We start from the raw sequence: 21,454 nt of genomic DNA, 5'->3' as shown, positions 1-21,454 counted from the left end.
GGGGCCCCGGCCCCTGGGGCGCGCAGCCCAAGGGGCCGGGGGAGGGCGCCGACCTGACGGTCAGTGCCGGGCCGGGCCACGGCTCAGCCACCACGTCAGGGCCGCGGCCCTCACGAAGTCCCACGCACAGGCCAGCATGTCGGCGACGCTGGTCATCTCGTCCATGTAGTCCGGGCAGGCAGCCACGCTCCCGTCGAAGCGCTCTTCAACAGTGACAGCGGGGAAACGGCGGCGGTGGTAGGTCAGCACCTGCCCGTCTGGTTCAACGTCAACCCAGCACACCCTCTCCCCGTCGCACCACGGCGGGTGCGGCATTGAATGCAGGGTGCGTTCTGCCAGGGCGTCGCGCTGAGCGGGGGTCAGTGCCGCCGTCGTCATGCCGTCACCTCCGTGCTGGCAGTGGTGGCCATGACGCAGCCGTGGTCGGCCTCAGCGCACAGGCGCTCGGCCTCGGAGGCCAGCAGGTCCCCCGCCGGGACCCCGATAGTCACTAGCGTGCAGCCGTCGTGACGGCTGCACGCCTCGGACCTCTCAATGAGCGGCCCGACCACATCGGGGTAGGTGTCGAGCTGCAGAAGGCCCGTGGCTACGCGAGCCATCTCCCTCAGGGACAGGTCCTTCGGTACAGCAGCCCGGATGACCTTCCCGCCCCGGACGTGGGCGGTGGCCAGGTCGAACAGGTACTCGCCCGGCCTCAGCGCGTTCTCGAAGGGGGACACGCCCGCCGTGCGAACCGCTGTCGTGATCCCTGAGGTGGTCAGGGCCGCCAGATGACGCGGGCTGACCTCGCCGTCGGGGACCGGGAGGCAGTAGATCAGGCTCACGCCGCCTCACCCGCCCGCTGCTCGTCCTCAAGGGTCCGGGCGTAGCTGTCAAGGTCGTAGGCGGCCCGCATGAATGCCCTGGCGGCGGCTCGCAGCTCATCGCCTTGGAGCGCTTCCACCTGCTGATAGGTGGGGCCTACCAGGTGCAGCACGCCGTCGTCGAAGGCCTCCCGGGCGATACGGGCCTCCGGGTCCTGCTCGGTGCATGCGTAGCCGTAGACACGGGAGCACGGGGCACCGGTGGCGTGGGTACGCGTGCACCACGGCTCGCACTCCCTCAGCTCACCGGCCAGCTCCTCCGCGAGCCACGTCAGGGTGCGGACGACGGATCGGACCTCCTCAAGGCTCAGCGGGGAGGCGAAGACGTCGATGTGGTCTACGGTGCCGTCACCGGGCCGCTGCCAGGTCACGAGCGGGCGGTTGCCCTTGGCGAGCTCGTCGAAGATCTCTTCCTCTTCGAGGTCGTCAAGGTCGTCGGGGTTGACGTTGGCGGTCTGGTTGTCGATCATTGTTGAAGCACTCCTTCAGTACTTGTTCGTGTTGGTGGGGGTTTGAGCCGCCGGAACCTGCTTCGTTCCGGCGGTTCGCTTTTGCCTGGCCACTAGCCCACGGAGCCGCTCAATGGAGAGTGGGAGGACGAAGAAGGCCAGGACGAGCAGGGCGGCGGCGGTGCCGTCGTCAGGCGGTACGGACAGCGGCGGCACTCTCGGTCACCGCCTCCGGCTCCACGCGGCGGGCCCGGAGCCAGTCGTCGAGGTCGTCGAGGTAGTAGCGGACGTTTGAGCCGCGCCCGTTGCCTACCCGGTAGTAGGCGGGGCCTACGCCGGTGTAGCGCCACGAGGAGAGCGTGCTGACCTTGACGCCAAGGTGCTTCGCGGCCTCGTCGGGGGTGAGCATCACGCTCACGGTGGGGTGGGTGGGGGACGGTGAGTGCATGGTCGGTTCCTCTCGGTCGTTCCGCAAATGCGGACACCTTGAAGTTACATCCCCATATGAGGATCCGCAAGTGCGGCTATCCGCATACGCAGATTCATGTGAAGATTGGCTTATGCCAAGCGGACCGCTCATCATTGGTGAAGTTGGGCGCGAGTGTGCCCGCATACTGGCCGAGAGACTTGCGTCACAAGGCCTGACGCAGATTGCGGTTAGCGACAGGTCTGGAATCTCCCGTAGCCGCCTATCGCAGTTGTTGCTAGGTCAGCGCCCGATGACGATTGACGAACTGGGGGCTATTGCCCTGTGTGCTCAGACTCGACCGGACCGAGTAATGGCCGATGCTGTATCGGCCGTCGAAGAACGTGAGCGCCTGCCATGGGAGGCGCTCGCTTTGGGGCTCGTTGCAGTGCCCCGAGTCAACAATGACGGCGTGGTCGTCACCGGCCGCTTCCCAACCACCCCGCCGCCCCCACCACCCGTCGGCCTAGCAGCAGCCCGCCAGGTCAGCCACCGCCCCGAGTGGGAAGCCACACACCAGTGGGACCAGGTCGGTGAGGAGACACAGGTCAGGGACGACGAGGACGAATGACCTATGACGCCACCTATGACGGCGGTCGATTTCTCTCTCGAAGGTCCCGGAAGGTCCTCCCTCTCTAAACCCACGGGACCTTCGGGACCTTCGGGACCTTCGCAGGTAGTGACCGGGACCACTTCCAACCCTGAAGGTGGCAGAAGGTGTCGCCTCTCTATAGTCCTGGCACCTTTGGCACCTTCGGCACCTTCGCGAACAGCGGTTGGCGCTGCCCTGGAACCCGAAGGTGGCAGAAGGTGGCAGCCCTCTATAACCGTGCCACCTTTGCCACCTTCGAGGACGGACCCATAGCCCCGTGAACATCGTCGCCTACACCACCAGCAAGGGCGAGAAGCGGTACATGGTCCGCTACCGCACCCCCGAAGGCCGCCAGACCATGAAGCGCGGCTTCAGACGCAAGCACGACGCCACCGTGTGGGGCGAGGAGATGGAGGCCGCCAAGAGACGCGGAGCCTTCACCCCCGTAGCAGCCGGAAGAACCACCGTCGCAGACCTCACCACCAACTGGCTCACAGCACGCAAGGCCGTCGTACGCCCCAAGACCTTCCACCAAGACGACTCCGTGGCACGCACCTACGTCCTACCCAGGTGGGGCAGCGTCCAGGTCTCACAGGTCAAGCCCGCCGCCGTCCAGGAGTGGGTGAGCGCGCTGTCAGAGCGCGGCCTGTCCGCCTCCACCGTCAGACAGGCCCACGGGGCCCTGTCGAAGGTCCTCGCCACCGCCGTGCGTGACCACATGATCGTCTCCAACCCGGCCACCGGCACCAGCCTGCCCAAGATGAAGCAGCGGCCCCGCGTCTACCTGGACCCCTCCCAGCTCGCACGCCTAGCCGCCGCGTGCACCCCGTGGAGTGACCACATCCTGACCCTCGGATGGACCGGGCTACGCATCGGAGAGATGTCCGGCCTCAACGTGGAGGACGCAGACACCACCACCCACCGCCTAAGAGTGGTCCGTACCGTCTCAGACGTAGGCGGAACCCTCATCGAGGGCGAACCTAAGACCAGTAAGGGCAGGAGAGCCGTCGCCTACCCTCTCTTCCTCGCTGACATCATCGAGGAGCGGGCGAACGGTCGCCCCGGCGACGAACCTTTGTTCGTTGGGGCCCGTGGAGGCAGGCTGAGAGGCAGCTACCTCCAGGACCACGCGCTCACGCCTGCCTGGGAGACCGTAGGAGGGGCCGTGAGGGCCCTCCAAGAGCGTCTAGGCGTCCCAGTGACAGAGGTTGTCGACAAGGCCACCGTGAAGGCCGTAGAGGCCCTGACGGGCCGGACGCTGAGCGAGGGTGACCCGGTGGCCACGCCCGCCGTCTGGAACCTCCTTGGAGCCCGGGACGGCGACCCGCTAGCTGACGCGCCCCTGTGGGCGGGGGACCGGGACTTTAAGAGGCCCACCGTCCACGACCTGAGGCACACGGCGGCGTCCCTGGCCATCAGCGCGGGTGCCAATGTGAAGGCGGTGCAGAACATGTTGGGCCACGCCTCAGCGGCTATGACGCTGGACACTTACGCGGACCTTTTCCCCGACGACCTGGACGCCGTGGCCGGGGCCCTGGACCGTCTGGGAGCCGCGGCGACGAAAAGAAATGTGCTCAAAATGTGTTCAAAGGCCACTGAGGCCAGATAAGACGATCCCCCGGAACCGTTGAGATTCCGGGGGAAAGTGTGGAGCCGTCTATCGGGCTCGAACCGATGACCTGCTGTTTACAAGACAGCTGCTCTACCAACTGAGCTAAGACGGCGCGCGCGTCAGCCTACCTGGCCGACGGCGATGTTGACCAACCCGCCGCAGGTACCCGCGCCAGACCGGTCAGTCCCCACAGGCGTGGCGGGCGTGAGGAGTGTCAGCCCTTCTTGATGAGGTCAGTCAGGCCCGTGGACGTGCCGATCGATCCCAGGTCCACGCTCTCACCGTCGAGCTGGATCGTCGGCGTACCGGTGAGCCCCTTGTCCTGGAAGGTCTCGTTACCCAGCTCGGTCCACGCGCTGTAGGTGTTGGCCTTGATGGCGTCCGCGAACTTCGCGCTGACCTCCTCCTTGACCCCGGCCTCGTCCGCAGCGGCGACGAGGTTGTCCACGGTCATCATGGAGGTGTCCTGCGCGCTGTAGATCTTGGTGAACAGGGCGGAGGCAGTGTTGTGGAACTCCAGGGCGTGCTCGGGGTCCTCATCCAGGACCAGGCCCTGGGCGTTCATCACCATGTCCGTCCAGTCCATCCCCAGGATCTTGCAGGGGTGCAGCACGAGGGTGACCGTGCCCGCGTTGACGAGGTCAGCGATCTCGTCAGCGTGCAGGGTCTCGAAGGTGGCGCAGAAGTGGCAGGAGTAGTCGAAGTAGACGTCAAGCACCGTGGCGCCCTCGTTGGCGGTGCCAGCGACCATGCCCTTGCCGTAGGTCCACGACCCGTCAGACATGACGACGGAGGGCACACCCTTCTTGTCCGCCTTGTCCGTAGCGACCGCAGCAGCCCCCTGGGAGCCGTCATCACGGGCGGAGTAGGCCAGGCCCGCGCCGATACCCACCACAGCCAGCGCCCCGACTCCCAGCAGGGAGCGACGGGTGATCTTGGCGCGCCGCTCCTTGCGCTCCTGCTCCTCACGCAGAGCCTGGGCCTGGGCGCGAGCGGCCGAGCGCCGCTCAGCCTTGGTCGGACGGGGGCTGTTGCTCGCCACGCGGGTCTCCTCAGCATCGGTGACAGTGACGAGTGAATCATCACTCACTCTGCGTGGTCACGATAGGCGCAGACACATCACGCTCGCCAGTCATCACCACGGCTGAGACCCATTCCACCCCAGCGGCGCCCACTCATCCAGCGATGAGCGCCAGGAGCGACGTTCCCGGCACCGTGGCCAGGGTGCCCGAGACCAGCGAGGCGAGCAGCGCCGCCGTCGCCGCCACGAGAAGCAGAGCGAGCACGACCCGCACCGCCAGCGGCCTGGCCAGGGCCTCGACCGTCATCCCGGCCCCACGCCTTGCCAGCCTCGCCCCAGGCAGCCACCACAGGCCCAGGGCGACGACGGCGACCTGCACCAGACCCGAGACCCCCTCCTGCTGCGTCTGGCCAAGGCGGGCGCCCAGCACGTAGCCCGACGGCGAGACCGCCCCCGGCAGCAGCCCCAGGAGATAAGCTGCTGCGTACAGCACCACCACCGCCACCGCTAGCGAGACGGTGGTGACCAGCACCGAGCGCAGGAGGTAGAAGGGACTCAGCGCCCACATCCGTGCGACATCCCCGCGTACCACCTGCCCCCGCTGCAGCCGCCTCCAGCGCAGCGCCTCACCAGCACGTCCGACGGTCCCGGCCACGACAGTCAGCACCACCAGCAGGACACACACCCACAACGGCGCCCAGGCTCCCAGCGCAACCAGGAACAGCCCGAGACAGGCCACGACGCCGCCGTGAGACGACGGCTCCCTCGCCCAGTCCGGCACACCACCCGGTCCTGGCTGCCAGCCCGCCCCGGCAGGCACAGGCTGAGGAGCCAGGCCTGCAGGAGGCTGCGGCTCCACGGCCTGCCCTGTCACGGCAGTGCGCGGCCGCCAAGGCGGCTCCCGCACCGGGACAGGCTCAGCCGACAGCGGCTGTACCGTGCTCTCAGGCCCCGCAGACCGAGGGGACATCCCGTAGGACGGCGGCAGCACGGCGGTCTCGGGCGACGACGACGGCTCCAGCCAGGTCGTCGGCTCACCCTGCCCCGGCACAGCCTCCGGCATGATCCCGTAGGGCTTGTGAGCATCGTCAGCCAGGACCTCCGGGCCAGCGAGGACCGCGCTCCCGTCCCCGCCCTCCGCCACGTCGTCGATGACGGCCAGCAGGTCCTCGATCTCCAGGCGCCGCTCCCGCACGGGCGCCAGCGCTGCCCTGAAGGCTTGCGCTAGCGCCGGCCAGCACTCTGGCAGCTGCCCTAGCTCGACGCGCCCCTCGTAGACACGATGGAAGACCGTCTGCCACGGCCCTGTGCCAAACGGGGGCCGCCCGGTGACGGCGAAGAGCAGGACCCCGGCGCAGGCGTACCAGTCGACCTCCAGGTCCGGGCGAGCGCCGTCGAGCATCTCCGGGGCGATAAAGCCCGGGGTACCCGTGACCTGTCCGGTCTGGGTCAGCCGGGTGTCGTCAGCCACCTGGGCGATCCCAAAGTCGATGAGCACCGGACCGTCCGGGCCGAGCATGACGTTGGAGGGCTTGAGGTCTCGATGGACCACACCGGCCTCGTGCACGGTCTGCAGAGCCTCGGTCAGGCCGTGGGCGAGGTCAGCCAGGTCCGCGGCGTCACGCGGCAGCTCGTACGGGCCCTCACGCTCGACCTCGGCGTGCAGGCTCGGCCCGTCCACGAGCTCGGTGACGACGAAGGTCAGGCCGTCAGCCGACTCGTCCCCCGACTCGATGTCCAGCACGCGTGAGACACGAGGCCCGTGCACCCTCGCCAGGACCCCGGCCTCCCGGTCCAGGCGCTTTCGCGCCACAGGGTCGGCAGCCACCTGCGGGTGAAGGATCTTCATCGCCACGTGCAGGCCGTCAGCGTCCTGGGCCTCCCACACCACGCCCATACCGCCCGCCCCCAGGCGCCGCAGCAGCCGGTACCCGCCGACCTGTGCCCCGGCGCAGACGCTCGCCATGCGCACGGTGGCTGGTTCCTGCGGGGGTAACGACATGCCGCCACAGTACCGGCGCCCTCTGACAGGAACTCACGTGTGACCTAATCAACACACCTTGTGGCATGATCTCTGCCGACGCGACCACCCACCAGCCCCCGAACTGTGACACGATGGGCCAGCCGGCGGCACCCTGCCACCAGCACGTGTCAATGCGGACACGCATAGGCACCTTTCACAACGGATCGTCCGGCACGTACCTGCCGGTGAAGGGAAGCAACCATGGCAACAGTCACCTTTGACCACGCCACTCGTATCTACCCGGGCAACGACCGCCCCTCGGTGGACGAGCTCAACCTCGAGATCGCGGACGGCGAGTTCCTCGTCCTGGTCGGCCCCTCCGGCTGCGGTAAGTCGACCTCCCTGCGCATGCTCGCCGGCCTGGAGGACGTCAACTCCGGCCGCATCCTCATCGGCGACAAGGACGTGACCGACGTCCAGCCGAAGGACCGTGACATCGCCATGGTCTTCCAGAACTACGCCCTGTACCCGCACATGTCGGTCGCGGACAACATGGGCTTCGCGCTCAAGATCGCCGGCACCCCCAAGGCCGAGATCGAGCAGCGAGTCAAGGAGGCCGCCAAGATCCTGGGCCTGACCGAGTACCTGGACCGCAAGCCCAAGGCCCTGTCCGGTGGTCAGCGCCAGCGTGTGGCCATGGGCCGCGCCATCGTGCGTAAGCCCAAGGTCTTCCTCATGGACGAGCCGCTGTCCAACCTGGACGCCAAGCTGCGTGTCCAGACTCGCACCCAGATCGCCTCGCTGCAGCGCTCGCTCGGCGTCACCACGGTCTACGTCACCCACGACCAGACCGAGGCCCTCACCATGGGTGACCGCATCGCGGTCCTCAAGGACGGTGTCCTGCAGCAGGTTGGCACCCCGCGTGACATGTACGAGCACCCGGCCAACGAGTTCGTCGCCGGCTTCATCGGCTCCCCGGCCATGAACCTGGGCCGCTTCAGCGTCCAGGGCGACGTCGCCACTCTCGGCTCGGCCAAGGTCAAGCTCTCCAAGACCACCCTGGACGCCATGACTCCGGAGGACGGCGGCAAGATCGTCATCGGCTTCCGCCCCGAGTCCCTCGACGTCGTCTCCGAGACGGACGAGCACTCCATCCCGGTGCGCCTGTCCTTCGTCGAGGAGCTGGGCTCGGACGCCTACATCTACGGCGAGCTGGTCGGCGCCGAGAGCTCGGAGGAGAAGCTGGGCTCCGGTGAGGACTCCAGCCAGGTGATCGTCCGCGTTCCTCCGCGCACCGCCCCGCAGCCGGGCGACACGATCCACGTGCGCATCCGCCCTGGTCAGGAGCACATCTTCTCCGCTTCCACCGGAAAGCGCCTGCCCGCCTGAGCGGCTGAGGCCCGGTCGCCTGACCGGATAACGACGGCGAGCCCCGCTCCTCCTCGTGAGGCGCGGGGCTCGCTGTCGCAGACGACGACGCCGGACACGCCCTGCCGCCGCCCCGCCCGCACGGCACAGCACCGGCGCCGTGCTTCATGCGCCGTGCTCCGAAGTAGGCCAAGGTCATCGATCTCTGAGAGGATGAGCCCATGCCACAGTCCATGCAGATCACCGCAGCGACCATTGACCCCGCGCTGCTCGACCTGCCGTGGGAGCTTCCGCTCGACCAGTGGCCGACCGACGTCCTGGCGGCCCTCCCTCGCGGCCTGTCCCGCCACGTCGTCCGCTTCGTCAACCTCTCCGAGCGTGTCATCGCCGTCAAGGAGATCGGCGAGTCCGTCGCCTACCGCGAGTACGAGCTCCTGCGTGACCTCGTACGCCTGGGCGCCCCTTGCGTGACGCCGACCGCCGTCATCACCGGCCGTAGCGATCTGGACGGTGAGTCCCTCAACTCCGTGCTCGTCACCGAGCACCTGTCCTACTCCCTGCCCTACCGCGCGCTGTTCAGCCAGTACATGCGCCCCGAGACCGCGACCCGCCTCATCGACGCCCTCGCCGTGCTCCTGGTGCGTCTGCACCTGCTGGGCTTCTACTGGGGAGACGTCTCCCTGTCCAACACGCTCTTCCGTCGCGACGCCGGTGCCTTCGCCGCCTACCTCGTGGACGCTGAGACCGGCGAGCTCTACCCCGAGGGACTGACGGAGGGCAAGCGCCTGTACGACATTGACGTCGCCCGCACCAACATCATCGGCGAGCTCATGGACCTGCAGGCGGGCGCCCTCCTGGAGCCCAGCGTGGACACCATCGAGGTCGGGGACAGGATCGTCTCGCGCTACGCCGACCTGTGGCGCGTGCTCACCGCGAAGGAGAGCTTCCCGATGAGCGAGCGCTGGCGCGTACGTCAGCGTGTGGAGCGGCTCAACGAGCTCGGCTTCGACGTCGGCGAGCTGTCGATGAAGACCGAGGCGGACGGCTCGGGATCCCGTGTGGTCATCCAGCCCAAGGTGGTCGACGCCGGCCACTACCACCGCCAGGTCATGCGCCTGACGGGCCTGGACGTCCAGGAGCGCCAGGGTCAGCGCATGCTCAATGACCTGGAGGCCTACCGCACCTACGCCGGCCGCGAGGACCAGCCGATCGAGCTGGTCGCGCACACCTGGCTGGCCGAGGTCTTCGAGCCCACGATCGCCGCCGTCCCGCTGGAGCTACGACGCAAGATCGAGCCGGCCGAGATCTTCCACGAGGTCCTGGAGCACCGCTGGTACATGTCGGAGCAGCAGCAGCGTGACGTCAGCACTGAGGAGGCTGTGGCGGACTACGTAACCACGGTCCTGCCTCAGCACTGGGACGAGCAGTCCTACCTCTCCCTGGGTGACACCCAGGAGATGGAGGCGATCTTCGCCGACGACGAGGACGTCCCCGAGGACGACGCCGAGTTCGCCGCCCGTGACGAGGAGACCGCCAACCAGTACGCCCTCAACCCCATGGGCTTCACCGCGGGGATGAAGTTCAAGGGCGAGGAGTAGCAGGGCGCTGGAGCGAGGCTCAGGCCTCCAGCTCCTCCGCCACCAGAGCCGTCTCCTCGTCCGCGCGACGACGCAGCTCACGGTGGCGCGTCCATGAGGCCAACGAGGTCTCGGCCACGGCGTCCAGGAGCAGGAAGGTCCCCACCGCCACGAAGCCACCCGGCAGGTCGCCGGTGCGGCGACGGCGTCGGAGCGCCGCGCCGATCAGCGCGCCACCCGCACCGGCCTGGATCGCCGCGCCTGCCCGGATGAGCCACGGCATCTCGGTGACAGCCTGGACGTAGCGCTGCCAGTAGGCGGCTCCCGGGACCTGCGGGTCACGCAGCATCATGCCCACCGAGCGGCTGACGGCGTTGGACAGCCCTCGCGGCTCGTGGACGACGGCGCCGGGTACCTCTGCGGGGGCGAGGCGGCCGGTGAGCACCTCCTCGATCCAGGAGGGCAGTGCGAGCGCCGTGATCATCGCCGCCAGGCCCTGCGCGCCAGGCTCAGCCAGGGCACGGGCGGCGGCCTCGGCGTCAGCCCCAGGGACCGCCGCGGCGATGACGGAGGCGTCCGTGGAGTCCGTCAGCATCTCGTCCACGAGGGACCGCAGCGCCGGGCCAGGCTCGTCCACCGAGCCCCACACGTAGCGCGAGGTCATGGACCAGGAGTAGACGGCGTCGTCCTCGCTCTCGCCGGTGGGCACGGCGCGCACGGACAGGTCGTGCTCGTCAGCGCTGAGGATGAGGGCCGGCAGGGACTCCTCGTCCCAGCCGAAGGCACCCAGGGAGGGGCCGTCGCCGCTGTACATGACGATGCGACGGTCGATTCCCGGGGCGGAGGCGACCGCGAGAGGACGCTCAAGCAGCGTGGCCTGCAACGGGACGGTGTAAGCGCTCAGCGGGGAGATCACGACCGTGCGGCTCGTCGCCGAGCCTCCGGAGCTGATCTGCGGCAGCGTGACGTCCTGAGGCAGCGCATCGAAGGAGGCCGGGCCGATGCTGGCGTCCGCGGCCAGCTCACGCGCGAGGTCCTCCGCCAGCTCAGAGACCTTGATCCCGGGCACGACCCCGCCACGCGAGGGAGGCGTCACGGCGACCCGCCCCTCGGCGTCGGACAGGAGGGTCAGGCTCAGCAGGTGCGCGGTGGAGGGGTACCACTCCACACGCGCCACGACACCGTGCTCCCTCAGGCGCTCCTCCACGTCCTGCGGCGTGGCCTGCGGAGCGATGAGTACGCCCTCGGTGCGGTTCCAGCGTTGAGCGGTGTCCTGTGCCATGAGCTGGCCTCCTGTCGGTGGCGGTGCGCCCAGCCAGTGGGCCGGCGCGTCAACAGGCCCATTGTGTCAGCATCGGGGCGCAGCTGGCAGCCCCGGCACCGTCTGGACCGACGGCGGGTGGCGGGTGGGTACCGCCTCAGGCCTGCGCTGCGCGGCGCAGGCGGTCGACCTCGTAGAGGCTGATGCCTGTGGCCACCGCCGCGTTGAGGGACTCCACGGCCTGCGAGATCGGGATCGAGGCGATGACGTCGCAGGTCTCACGCACGAGCCGGGACAGGCCGGTACCCTCAGCCCCGGTAACCAGCACGAGGGGTGAGTCAGCCAGGGTGAGGTCCTCCATGAGGCTCTCGCCTCCGCCGTCGAGCCCGACGACGAAGCATCCCTCCTTCTTCAGCCTCTCCAGAGTCCGCACGAGGTTGGTCTCACGGGCCACGGGCACACGAGCCGCAGCCCCTGCCGAGACCTTCCAGACGGTGGCGTTGACGCCCACCGAGCGCCGCTCGGGGATGATGACGCCGTCACCACCGAAGGCCCCGGCCGAACGCAGCACGGCACCGAGGTTGTGGGGGTCAGTAACCTGGTCCAGCGCCACGAGCAGCGGGGTGTGCCCCACGGCCCGAGCACGGTCCAGCAGCTCCAGGGCGCTGGTGTACTCGTAGGCGGGGACCTCGATGGCGACCCCCTGGTGGACGGCGCCGTCCGTCAGCGCCTCCAGGTCGAGCTTAGTGGTCTCCAGCACAGGGCAGCCGATGAGGGCCGCGCGACGCACCACCGCGCCCAGACGGTCGTCCGACTCCGCCGACACCGCCATGAAGACACGGCTGATCGGGACACCGGCACGCGCGGCCTCAGCCACGGCGTTACGCCCGCACACGATCTCGTAGCCCTCGGGCACGTTGAAGTGCCGGCGGATCTTCTCCAGCTGCCTGGCACGCGTAGGCTGGGCGGCGCGAGCCTCCGCCCGAGCCTTGGCGCGGGCCTTGGGGTGACCGACCCTGTCCTCGGCCTTGGGGGTGGGGCCACGCCCCTCCAGACCCTGACGACGCTTGCCGCCCGAGCCCTTGGTCGGGCCCTTCTTGGAGCCGGGGCGGCGCCGGGCTCCGGGGTACTGCTCGTTTCCAGGCATGGTCTCGGTCCTCTCTGTGCCGGTCGTCGTTCCGGCTGAAGCTGTGATGCTACGGGACAGCTCGTCCCGCGGCGGCGGTGCCAGGGTGGCGCAGCAGGGGTCAGGACAGGTGCCAGCGGGCGCCGTCGGCACCGTCCTCGACGACGACGCCGGCCTCCGCGAGCTGGTCGCGCAGCGCGTCCGCTCGCGCCCAGTCCTTGGCGGCACGCGCAGCGGCACGGCCCTTGATCATCGCGGTCACGAGGTGGTCGAGCGCGGAGACAGCCGCGTCCGAGCCGCCAGCGGCCCCCACGCCCAGGACCCGCGAGCGCCAGGGCTCGGCCAGCGGGTCCAGCCCCATGACGTCGAGCTGGGCACGCAGGCTCAGCGCCGCCTCCCGAACCTCGGCCGCGTCGACGGCGCCTGCCGCGAGCGCGGTGTTGAGACGCTTGAGGGTGGCGTGCACCACCGCCATGGCGCCGGCCAGGTTGAGGTCGTCGTCCATCGCGGCGACGTACTCGGCCGGCAGCTCGCGCTCGCGTAGCTGCTCAGCGGGGGCGTCGACGTCGTCGCTCACCTCCGCGGCGCGGGTGACGGCCCCGGCCAGGCGCTCCCACAGGGCGGCGGCGGAGTCGAGGGTCTCCTTGGAGAACTCGACGGTCGAGCGGTAGTGGACCGTGCCCAGCGCCAGGCGCAGGACGGCGGGGTCGTAGGTCTTGAGCAGCTCAGCAACAACCAGGGAGTTCCCCAGCGACTTGCTCATCTTCTCGCCCTTGACCGTGACCCAGGCATTGTGGACCCAGTGCCGGGCGAAGCCCCAGCCCGCACCGTGGGACTGGGCCTGCTCGTTCTCGTGGTGGGGGAAGCGCAGATCGATGCCGCCTGCGTGGATGTCGAAGGACTCCCCCAGGTAGCGCCGGCTCATCGCCGAGCACTCCAGGTGCCACCCCGGGCGGCCACGGCCCCAGGGGGTGTCCCAGGCGGCGTCAGCGGGCTCGCCGGGCTTGGCCTTCTTCCACAGGGCGAAGTCGCGCGGGTCGCGCTTGTCGGCCTCGACGTCGTCGTCCAGCTGGGACTCGTCCTCGGTGGTGGCCAGGTCGTCCACGCGCTGGTTGGTCAGTGAGCCGTAGTCCGGGAGGGAACGGACGTCGAAGTAGACGTTACCGGCCTCGCCCACGTAGGCATGGCCGGCATCCAGCAGACGCTGGATGAGATCGATCATCTGCGGCACGTGGCCGGTCGCGCGCGGCTCGTAGGTGGGCGGGACCACCCCCAGGGCACGGTAGGCGGCGTCGAACTCCCGCTCGAAGCGCTGGGCCCAGGCCCACCACGGCACCGGGGGCGTGGCCGCAGCGGACTTGGCCAGGATCTTGTCGTCGATGTCCGTGACGTTACGGACCAGGAGCACGCGCTGCCCGCAGCGCTCGAGCCAGCGGCGCAGCACGTCGAAGGCGATGCCCGAGCGCATGTGACCGATGTGCGGGGACCCCTGGACAGTGGCACCACACAGGTAGATCGCCACCGTACCAGGCGTGACGGTGGGCGCCAGCGGGACGACGGCGCGCGCCGCAGAGTCGTACAGGCGCAGGGCGGGGGCGGTGTCAGTAGTCACCGCACCAGGGTATCGGTCCAGGCAAGGCCCCTCCCTCGCCGTCCCACCACGCGGGGCGGCGCTGGCGGTGGCGCACCCGCCGTCAGGGCGCCTCTAGTCCTGGACCGGGTAGACCAGCGCGGTCGCCACCGCCAGGAGCCCCTCCTCACGCCCTAGGAAACCGAGGTGGTCGGTGGTGGTGGCGGAGAAGGATACTGCCGCCCCCGCCGCCTGGCTCAGGGCCTGGCTCGCCTCCTCCACCCGGCCTGCCACTCGCGGGCGGGCGCCGACGAGCTGGACGGCGACGTTGCCGATCTCGAAGCCGGCTGCTCGCACGCGTCGGGCCGCCTCAGCCAGCAGCACGGCTCCCGCAGCGCCCTTCCACCGCGGCTCGGCCGTGCCGAAGTTCGACCCCAGGTCTCCCAGTCCCGCCGCCGAGAACAGGGCGTCGCAGCAGGCGTGGGCGACGACGTCGCCGTCGGAGTGCCCCTCAAGGCCCGTCTGGCCAGGCCAGTCCAGGCAGGCCAGGCGCATCGGGGTGCCTGAGCCGGCCGGGGCGAAGGCGTGGACGTCGGTACCGATGCCGGTGCGGGGCAGGAGAGCGGGAGCGTGCGTCATAGGCCTAGTGTGCCCGAGGCAGCACAATGGCCCTATGACGACCACCGGGCCGAGCGCCGCCTTCTGCCAGCTGCACCGCGCAGGCACCTGCCGCTCGTGCCCGCACCAGGACCAGCCCCTGGCGGGACAGCTCGTGGCCAAGCAGGCACGAGTGGCTGCTCTGCTGGCCGACGGCGCCGCTCCGCTCAGCCCTTCCGCCTGGCTGGAACCGGTGGCCAGCGCCCCCGCGCGCTTCCGCAACAAGGCCAAGATGGTGGTCAGCGGGACCGTCCAGGCACCGAGCCTGGGGATCCTGGGGTCTGACGGGCACGGAGTCGATCTGCGCGCCTGCCCGCTCCACGTGGAGACGATCGAGCAGGCGCTGGCGGTGCTTGCGCACACGATCACGCGGCTGGGCCTGGTGCCTTACGACGTCGCCGCTCGCCGCGGTGAGCTCAAGCACCTGCTTGTCACCGCCTCTCCGGACGGTGACCTCATGGTGCGTTGGGTCCTGCGCTCGCACCGGCACGTCGAGGTGCTGCGACGGGCGCTGCCGCGGCTGCGCAGCGAGCTGGGCACCCTGGCGGTGATGAGTGTCAACATCCAGCCCGTGCACCAGGCGATCATCGAGGGCGAGGAGGAGATCGTCCTGACCGAGGAAGCCGGTGGGGACCGCCTCCTCATGCGCCTGGAGCTGCCTGGGCCGCCCTGCGCCGAGGGACCGGTCGGGGACCAGGCAGGTGCCGGTCGCGGCAGGGCAACCGGTTACGGTGGCGCTATGGCCCCCGCAGCCGCCGGCCCCCGGGAGCTGTCGCTCCTGCTGCCCACCCGGTCCTTCTTCCAGACCAACACCGGCGTGGCCCAGCAGCTCTACTCCGTCGCCGCCCGCTGGGCCGGGGACCTGACCACCCCCGGGCGACAGGCCCGGATCTGGGACCTTTTCTGCGGCGTCGGCGGCTTCGCGCTGGCCCTGGCCGGTCCTGGCCGTCAGGTGCTGGGGGTGGAGGTCTCCGCCCCTGCCATCGACGGCGCCCGGGAAGCATCCCGGCTCATGGGCCTGGGAGAGGACGAGGTGCGCTTCGAGGCTGGTGACGCGCGGGTGCTCGACCCCGGGGCCGGGTCGGTCCCGGACCTGCTCGTGGTCAATCCTCCCCGGCGCGGGATCGGGCAGGACCTGGCCGCGAGGATCGAGGCCGCCGGCGTCGACCGGGTGCTGTACTCCTCGTGCAACCCGGTGTCTCTGGCCCGCGACCTGGAGGCGATGGGCTCCTACACGGCCACACGCGCCCAGCTGTTCGACATGTTCCCCCACACCGACCACGCTGAGGTCCTCGTGGAGCTGCGCCGCTCCCCTACCCCCTCAAGCCGGACAACCCTTTCATAGGGCGGACAACCCTTCCGTAAGCCAGACAACGCTTTACCGCGCTTTTAAGTTGTCCACTTTACGAAAGAGTTGTCCGCCCAGGGATAAGGGACGGCTGTCACGACAGCTCGGACAGCGCCTGGCGCACCTTCTCCAGGCAGGCGTCGATCGTGTCCGTGAGGTCGGGAACCTCCAGGTCACGCACCGCACCAGCCAGGTCAGCCAGGTGACGCGCCTCCGGGAAGCCGTCACGTACCAGCGAGCGTGCCTGCCGCACCGAGGTCTCGTTGGCTGCTCCCGCGTCCGAGGCAGCACCGAGCAGGTCGATGAGAGGACAGTGGGTGTCCGTCAGGGCCTGGGCGACGACGTCGAGCTCGCCGCCCACGAGGTCCGCACGCGCCCGGTACAGGGACAGGCGCTCAGCCAGGGAGGCCGCGCCCTCGTGCAGGGCCTGGGTCAGCTCGTGCAGGGCGCCGACGGCGTCGTTGGCGGCCAGCTCGTCCTCGCCGTCGAGCAGCTGGAGGGCGAAGAAACCGGCCGCGAGGTTGTGCAGGCGCAGCAGCGCGATGGCGAAGCGCACCGAGTCCGTGTCGCGCCTGAGCTCCTCGACCTGGCCGCCCAGGGGCCGCAGCTGCTCGAAGCACTCCAGGACCAAGGCGTCGACCTCCTGGTAGCGCTCACGCACCTCGTCCGCCTCCTGGCCCACGCCCAGGCGGTCGACGTCGTCCGCCGCCTGGCGCAGCTCGTCGCGCAGCTGTCCCAGGCGCGTGGACAGCGCACCGATCTCCTCCGCCCGCCGTCCCAGGAGGGCGACCAGGCGGGCGCACTCGTCGAGCAGGCCCACCAGCCCGCCCGTCGCGGCCTCGATGGCGTTCATCTGCGCCAGGACCGTGGCGACCGCGCCCTCGGCGTCGAGGCGCTCGGGGATGTCGACGCCGCTGGCCACCAGCGCGGTCACCTCGGCGGTCAGCGTCTGGCGGGTGAACTCGGCGGCGTCAGCGTAGCCCAGCGCCTGCAGCTCAGCCAGCAGCGCGGCCTCGCCCGCCGCCGCGACCTCGCGCGCGGGCGAGCCTGCCTGCGCCGAGGCCTGCTCGACCTCACGCACCCGGGCGTAGGCAGCCTCGACCTGGTCCCGCAGCTCAGTGAGCATCGGCAGGGTGCGCACGGACAGGTAGCCGTCCCCTGAGGGCACGATCGTGGCGAAGACGCGGTAGCAGCTGCCGTCTGAGGCCTTGTTCGTGATGTAGGCACTGGCCGCCTTGCCGTCCTGGATGGCGCCCCACACCGAGCGGAACAGGCCTGCCGGCATCGCCTCGTGGCGCACCACGTTGTGGGGCCTGCCCACCAGCGCCCCGCGCGGGTAGCCCGCCAGGCGCATGAAGGTCGAGTTGGCCCGGCGGATGCGACCTGCAGCGTCCGTGGTGGAGAAGAACAGCTCCTCAGCGGCGTAGGTGCGCTCGGTCCCTGCGGGGTTCAGGGCGGCAGTCTCAGTCATCACGGGCCTTCCGGTAGCAGGAGTGGGTCGTCCCGCGGGGCGCGTGCGACGTGGCGGCCGGAGCCTTGGCCGCACGGCATCCACCAGCAGCAGCGCCACGCAGGCGCCGTAGGACGTTGGACCTGTGGTCGAGGTTACTCGCACTCGGCTCGGTGTGCCGAGAATTGACGGGCGGAGGCTAGGCTCGTCCTCAAGCCAGCCCGATGACTCGCACCTGACCTCAGGGCCGCAGGAGGAGAGAAGCCATGACCGTCGAGATCGTCACCGAGTCCAGCCCCGAGGTCGTCGAGGCCATGGCGCACCTCCTCCCCCAGCTCTCGCGCTCCGCCGCGCCACTGACCGCGGAGCAGTGCGAGGCGCTCATCGCCCAGGAGGGCGTCTACCTCTTCGTCTTCCGCCCGGCCAGGCACGCCGAGGACGGGACCTACCCGATCCTGGGCATGCTGACGCTCGCCACCTTCACCATCCCCACCGGCCTGCGCGCCTGGGTGGAGGACGTCGTCGTCGACTCCCAGGCCCGGGGCCAGGGTGCCGGGCGAGCGCTGGTGGAGGCCGCCGTCGCCCACGCCGGCGAGCTGGGTGCACGCACCGTGGACCTGACTTCCCGACCCTCGCGCGAGGCGGCGAACCGTCTCTACCGCCGAGCCGGCTTCGAGCTGCGTGAGACCAACGTCTACCGCTTCACCGGCAAGTAGGCCTCCCGCCCGCCTCAGGCGGTCCGGACCCGACCGGCTGGGTACCCGGCTGGCCGGTCAGTGGCTGGCCAGCTCTCGCTCGACGACGTCAGCCAGCCCCTGCGTCAGCGCGCCACCCTCCTCCACAGCAGCCTGTCGGGCGTCCGCCGCGCCGTCAGCCATGGCGTAGGCACGGTCGGCAACGGCGAACATGGGGATGTCGTTCCAGGAGTCGCCCACCGCGACCGTCCGGGCCAGCGTGACCCCGCGCTCGGCCAGGACCTGGTGCAGGTGGAGCACCGCGGAGCCCTTGTCCTGGCCGGCAGGAACGAGGTCCAGGTACTGGATGGACCGGGGCACGGCGATCGCCCCGCCGCTGCGCCGCACCAGCTCCTCGGCCAGGGGCCCGGCGAGGGTGTCATCCGGCACGCGCACGGGCATCGAGGTCACCTGGAGCCGTCCCGCCTGCTCGGGAGGAAGGACGGTGTAGAAGCCGGAGGCGAAGCGGTTGAAGGAGTCATCGCGCCCTGCGAAGGGGTTGTGCAGGAGGTAGTCGCCCTCCAGCGTCGTGGCGACGACGGCGCAGTCCTGTCGCGCTGACAGGTACGCCACCGCCCTGTCCACCTCCTGGGGCGGGATCGTCTCGCTGCGCAGCACCTGGCCGTCAGCGTCCAGGAGGGTGGTCCCTGAGGCGCAGACGACGAAGTCAGGACGCAGCGCCACCTCAGCCGCGGCGGAGGCGTCGGCCACCGCCAGGCGCGCCAGCGAGACCGAGCGGCCCGTGGCCACGGCCAGGAGGTGTCCCTCCTCCTGCCAGCGCAGCAGGGCCCGCGCGTCACGAGGGTCGACGTCCCGCTCGCGTACGAGCGTGCCGTCCAGGTCGGTGACCAGCAGCATCGGGTGAGCGCTCACCGGCGGGCTCCCAGGTCGATCGGCCAGGTGCTCTCCCCCGCCTCCGGGCGGCCCAGGTGCAGAGGGATACCGGCCACGGGGCAACCAGCCAGGTCCGTGGAGAGCACCGTGCCCGGAGGCTGACCGGTGCCGGGAGCCCGCTCAGGCTGCCAGGGGGTTGCGGCGTGGTCTCGCATCACCATGGGCTTCTCACTCCTCGGGGACATTGCGGGTCAGCTCAGCAATCCAGGCTGCGGCCGAGGCGTCCGAGGGCATGCGCCAGTCCCCGCGCGGGGACAGCGAGCCGCCGGCCACCACCTTCGGGCCGTTGGGCAGGGTGGAACGCTTGAACTGGTTGGCGAAGAAACGGCGGAAGAAGAGCAGCTCCCAGCGGCGGATGGTCGCCAGGTCGTAGGAGACCTTGTCCTGCTCGGGCAGGCCTGCGGGCCACAGACCGGTCGAGGCGTCCGCCCAGGCCTTGTCCGCCAGGAAGGCGATCTTGGAGGGGCGTGCCCCGCGGCGCAGCACGTGCCACAGGGTGAAGTCCTGCAGCGCGTAGGGGCCGATCATGGCCTGTGTGGACTGGATCGGCTCGCCCTCAGTGGCTGGGACGAGCTCGGGGCTGATCTCGGTGTCCAGGATGGACAGCAGGACCTCTCCCGCCTCCTGGCTGAAGAGCTGCTCGCGGACCACCCAGCGGATGAGGTGCTGGATGAGGGTCTTGGGGATGCCTGCGTTGACGTTGTAGTGGCTCATCTGGTCTCCCACGCCAAAGGTGCACCATCCCAGGGCCAGCTCAGACAGGTCTCCGGTGCCCAGCACGATCCCGCCGCGCTGGTTGGCGATCCGGAAGAGGAAGTCAGTACGCAGGCCCGCCTGGACGTTCTCAAAGGTGACGTCGTAGACCTCCCGCCCTCGCTCACCGAGGCCGTAGGGGTGGCCCATCTCGGTCAGCATCTGGGTGGCGGTGGGGCGGATGTCAAGCTCCTCGACGTGGCAGCCCAGCGCCCGGGCTAGCGCCAGAGCGTTGGCCTTGGTGTGCTCAGAGGTGGCGAAGCCCGGCATCGTGATGGCGTGGATATGCTCACGGCCCAGCCCCAGGCGGTCCACCGCCCGGGCGGCGACGATGAGGGCGTGGGTGGAGTCCAGGCCACCGGAGACGCCGATGACGATCCTGGGCAGGCCGATGGCCTGCATACGCTGGACCAGGCCCGCGACCTGGATGTTGTAGGCCTCGTAGCAGTCCTGGGACAGCCGTGCAGGGTCGTCAGGCACAAAGGGGAAGCGGTCAACGGCGCGGCGCAGCCCGATATCGGTACGGGGGGCGTGCAGGCCCGTGACCCGGATCCGCCGGAAGGAGTCATCCGTGAGCAACGCGACACGGTTGTCCTCGAAGGTGCCCTGGCGCAGGCGCTCGGCGACCAGGGACTCCACGTCCACATCAACCACCGTGGCACACGGGCCGTCCGGGAAGCGCTCGGTGGAGCCCAGCAGCTCGCCGCACTCGTAGACGAAGGTCTGCCCGTCCCAGGACAGGTCCGTGGAGGACTCCCCCTGCCCGGCGGCGGCGTAGACGTAGGCGGCCAGGTTCCGGGCGGAGGAGGCCCGGGCCAGCAGCTCGCGGTCCTCCGCACGGCCGACGGTGATCGGCGAGCCCGAGACGTTGACCAGGACGCTGGCACCAGCCAGCGCGGCCAGCGAGGAGGGCGGGACCGGGACCCACATGTCCTCACAAACCTCGACGTGGAAGGTCAGGCCCGGTACGTCGGAGACCTCAAAGAGCAGGTCCGTGCCGAAGGGCACCCGTGCGCCGCGTGTAGCCGGATGATCCCCCACCCCTCCCAAGGTGGGCTGCGGGGCGGAGACGGCCTCGCCGTCGTCCCCCACCCCGGGCAGGTCGATGTGCCCGACGCCGATCTCGGCCCCAGAGGCGAAGTACCGCGCCTCGTAGAACTCGCGGTAGGTAGGCAGGTAGGACTTCGGTGCGACGCCGAGGACGCGGCCGCCCTGGATGACGACGGCGCAGTTGTACAACCGGGTCCCCACCCGCAGCGGGGCGCCGACCACCAGGACCGGCAGCAGCTCGGCGCTGGCGGCGCGGATCTCCTCGACGGCTTCCAGGACCGAGGTGAGCAGGACCTCGGAGAGGAAGAGGTCGTCCACGGAGTACCCGGTGAGCCCCAGCTCCGGGAAGGCGGCCAGGCAGACGCCCTCGCGGTCCAGCACACGCGCCTGCTCGATCACGGTGCGCGCGTTGGCCGCAGGGTCAGCCAGGTGGACGGGCACGGTCACGGCGGCCACACGTGCGAAACCCTGGTCGTAGGCAGAGCGGAAGACGAGTGTGGGCTCGAGGCTCCCGTCAGCCTCGGTCGTGGGGGCAGGTGGCTGGGAGGCGGTGGCCTGGTTGCTCGGCATACCCCGATCCTTCCACGAGGCGGGCCGGGCACGGCAGTCCTCACCCGGGTCCAGGCAGGCACGTCCTCTCATCACCTGGGCCTCGGGTACCGGTCACGTCCCAGACACCGTGCAGTGGGACAATCGCCGC

20 protein-coding genes, 1 tRNA gene and 1 pseudogene are annotated in these 21,454 nt (G+C 69.9%); 7 read left to right on the top strand and 15 right to left on the bottom strand.

The features are described 5' to 3' along the window. Positions 1 to 60: 60 nt before the first annotated feature. From HRL51_RS00880 to HRL51_RS00865, 4 genes are all read right to left on the bottom strand, one after another. Positions 61 to 378 (bottom strand): hypothetical protein, encoded by a 318-nt coding sequence (locus HRL51_RS00880; RefSeq protein WP_172192775.1) that lies wholly within the window; start codon positions 376 to 378, stop codon positions 61 to 63. Then, on the bottom strand, positions 375 to 824 hold the full coding sequence (locus HRL51_RS00875; protein ID WP_172192777.1) for a hypothetical protein: 450 nt from the start codon (positions 822 to 824) through the stop codon (positions 375 to 377). The genes HRL51_RS00880 and HRL51_RS00875 overlap by 4 nt, the downstream gene beginning before the upstream one ends. Next, complete coding sequence (locus HRL51_RS00870) at positions 821 to 1,333, bottom strand: hypothetical protein (protein ID WP_172192779.1); 513 nt, start codon at positions 1,331 to 1,333, stop codon at positions 821 to 823. The genes HRL51_RS00875 and HRL51_RS00870 overlap by 4 nt, the downstream gene beginning before the upstream one ends. A gap of 169 nt (positions 1,334 to 1,502) precedes the next feature. Beyond that, on the bottom strand, positions 1,503 to 1,760 hold the full coding sequence (locus tag HRL51_RS00865; protein WP_172192781.1) for a helix-turn-helix domain-containing protein: 258 nt from the start codon (positions 1,758 to 1,760) through the stop codon (positions 1,503 to 1,505). On the opposite strand from HRL51_RS00865, the pseudogene HRL51_RS11965 reads away from it, so the two are divergent. From HRL51_RS11965 to HRL51_RS00855, 3 genes and pseudogenes are all read left to right on the top strand, one after another. Beyond that, a pseudogene (locus HRL51_RS11965) lies at positions 1,759 to 2,049 on the top strand (helix-turn-helix domain-containing protein); the annotation flags it as partial. The gene HRL51_RS00865 and the pseudogene HRL51_RS11965 overlap by 2 nt on opposite strands. Before the next feature lie 102 nt (positions 2,050 to 2,151). Beyond that, positions 2,152 to 2,349, top strand: a complete 198-nt coding sequence (locus tag HRL51_RS11625) for a hypothetical protein (RefSeq protein WP_244960196.1) — start codon at positions 2,152 to 2,154, stop codon at positions 2,347 to 2,349. Positions 2,350 to 2,647: 298 nt separating this feature from the next. After that, positions 2,648 to 3,979 (top strand): tyrosine-type recombinase/integrase, encoded by a 1,332-nt coding sequence (locus HRL51_RS00855; RefSeq protein WP_172192785.1) that lies wholly within the window; start codon positions 2,648 to 2,650, stop codon positions 3,977 to 3,979. A 39-nt stretch (positions 3,980 to 4,018) separates the two neighbouring features. Here HRL51_RS00855 and HRL51_RS00850 read toward each other — a convergent pair. From HRL51_RS00850 to HRL51_RS00840, 3 genes are all read right to left on the bottom strand, one after another. After that, positions 4,019 to 4,094 (bottom strand) — tRNA-Thr (locus HRL51_RS00850). A 102-nt stretch (positions 4,095 to 4,196) separates the two neighbouring features. Continuing rightward, positions 4,197 to 5,024: a DsbA family protein gene (locus HRL51_RS00845; protein ID WP_244960195.1), complete on the bottom strand. Its 828-nt coding sequence runs from the start codon at positions 5,022 to 5,024 to the stop codon at positions 4,197 to 4,199. A gap of 133 nt (positions 5,025 to 5,157) precedes the next feature. After that, the gene (locus tag HRL51_RS00840; RefSeq protein ID WP_172192789.1) at positions 5,158 to 7,005 is read right to left on the bottom strand and encodes a serine/threonine-protein kinase; all 1,848 of its coding nucleotides are present in this window, start codon (positions 7,003 to 7,005) and stop codon (positions 5,158 to 5,160) included. Between the two features lie 222 nt (positions 7,006 to 7,227). Between HRL51_RS00840 and HRL51_RS00835 the strand changes: the two genes are divergently transcribed. Continuing rightward, on the top strand, positions 7,228 to 8,355 hold the full coding sequence (locus HRL51_RS00835; RefSeq protein WP_172192791.1) for an ABC transporter ATP-binding protein: 1,128 nt from the start codon (positions 7,228 to 7,230) through the stop codon (positions 8,353 to 8,355). 200 nt (positions 8,356 to 8,555) lie between these two features. Beyond that, on the top strand, positions 8,556 to 9,932 hold the full coding sequence (locus HRL51_RS00830) for a DUF4032 domain-containing protein (RefSeq protein ID WP_172120527.1): 1,377 nt from the start codon (positions 8,556 to 8,558) through the stop codon (positions 9,930 to 9,932). A gap of 19 nt (positions 9,933 to 9,951) precedes the next feature. On the opposite strand, the gene HRL51_RS00825 is transcribed toward HRL51_RS00830, so the two are convergent. The 4 genes from HRL51_RS00825 to ispF all read right to left on the bottom strand — a co-directional run bounded on the left by HRL51_RS00825 (position 9,952) and on the right by ispF (position 14,507). Further along, positions 9,952 to 11,193, bottom strand: coding sequence for a hypothetical protein (locus HRL51_RS00825; protein ID WP_172120528.1), 1,242 nt, complete (start codon positions 11,191 to 11,193; stop codon positions 9,952 to 9,954). 136 nt (positions 11,194 to 11,329) lie between these two features. After that, entirely contained in the window at positions 11,330 to 12,319 is a 990-nt protein-coding gene (rlmB, locus tag HRL51_RS00820; RefSeq protein ID WP_172120529.1) for a 23S rRNA (guanosine(2251)-2'-O)-methyltransferase RlmB, read from the bottom strand. A 100-nt stretch (positions 12,320 to 12,419) separates the two neighbouring features. Then, positions 12,420 to 13,910, bottom strand: coding sequence for a cysteine--tRNA ligase (cysS, locus tag HRL51_RS00815; RefSeq protein ID WP_172192793.1), 1,491 nt, complete (start codon positions 13,908 to 13,910; stop codon positions 12,420 to 12,422). 93 nt (positions 13,911 to 14,003) lie between these two features. After that, a complete protein-coding gene (ispF, locus tag HRL51_RS00810; RefSeq protein WP_172120531.1) occupies positions 14,004 to 14,507 on the bottom strand; it encodes a 2-C-methyl-D-erythritol 2,4-cyclodiphosphate synthase in 504 nt (167 codons plus the stop codon). A gap of 34 nt (positions 14,508 to 14,541) precedes the next feature. Between ispF and HRL51_RS00805 the strand changes: the two genes are divergently transcribed. Next, positions 14,542 to 15,870, top strand: a complete 1,329-nt coding sequence (locus HRL51_RS00805) for a methyltransferase domain-containing protein (protein ID WP_172192795.1) — start codon at positions 14,542 to 14,544, stop codon at positions 15,868 to 15,870. A 97-nt stretch (positions 15,871 to 15,967) separates the two neighbouring features. Here HRL51_RS00805 and HRL51_RS00800 read toward each other — a convergent pair whose 3' ends face one another. Next, positions 15,968 to 17,344 (bottom strand): PAS domain-containing protein, encoded by a 1,377-nt coding sequence (locus tag HRL51_RS00800; protein WP_172192797.1) that lies wholly within the window; start codon positions 17,342 to 17,344, stop codon positions 15,968 to 15,970. A gap of 245 nt (positions 17,345 to 17,589) precedes the next feature. Between HRL51_RS00800 and HRL51_RS00795 the strand changes: the two genes are divergently transcribed. Then, entirely contained in the window at positions 17,590 to 18,039 is a 450-nt protein-coding gene (locus tag HRL51_RS00795) for a GNAT family N-acetyltransferase (protein WP_172192799.1), read from the top strand. Between the two features lie 57 nt (positions 18,040 to 18,096). Here HRL51_RS00795 and HRL51_RS00790 read toward each other — a convergent pair whose 3' ends face one another. From HRL51_RS00790 to HRL51_RS00780, 3 genes are read right to left on the bottom strand one after another with little or no spacing between them, the layout of a single operon-like run. Next, positions 18,097 to 18,930: an HAD hydrolase family protein gene (locus HRL51_RS00790; protein WP_172120535.1), complete on the bottom strand. Its 834-nt coding sequence runs from the start codon at positions 18,928 to 18,930 to the stop codon at positions 18,097 to 18,099. Then, a complete protein-coding gene (locus HRL51_RS00785; protein ID WP_172192801.1) occupies positions 18,927 to 19,112 on the bottom strand; it encodes a hypothetical protein in 186 nt (61 codons plus the stop codon). Before HRL51_RS00785 ends, HRL51_RS00790 begins: the two co-directional genes overlap by 4 nt. A gap of 7 nt (positions 19,113 to 19,119) precedes the next feature. Next, positions 19,120 to 21,324 (bottom strand): NAD(+) synthase, encoded by a 2,205-nt coding sequence (locus HRL51_RS00780; RefSeq protein WP_172192803.1) that lies wholly within the window; start codon positions 21,322 to 21,324, stop codon positions 19,120 to 19,122. Positions 21,325 to 21,454 lie beyond the last annotated feature (130 nt).

Origin of the sequence: Actinomyces faecalis (assembly GCF_013184985.2) — a bacterium.
Lineage (GTDB): Bacteria > Actinomycetota > Actinomycetes > Actinomycetales > Actinomycetaceae > Actinomyces > Actinomyces faecalis.
Note: the sequence above shows the minus strand (reverse complement) of the source record. Positions and strands in the feature narration are given on the sequence as shown.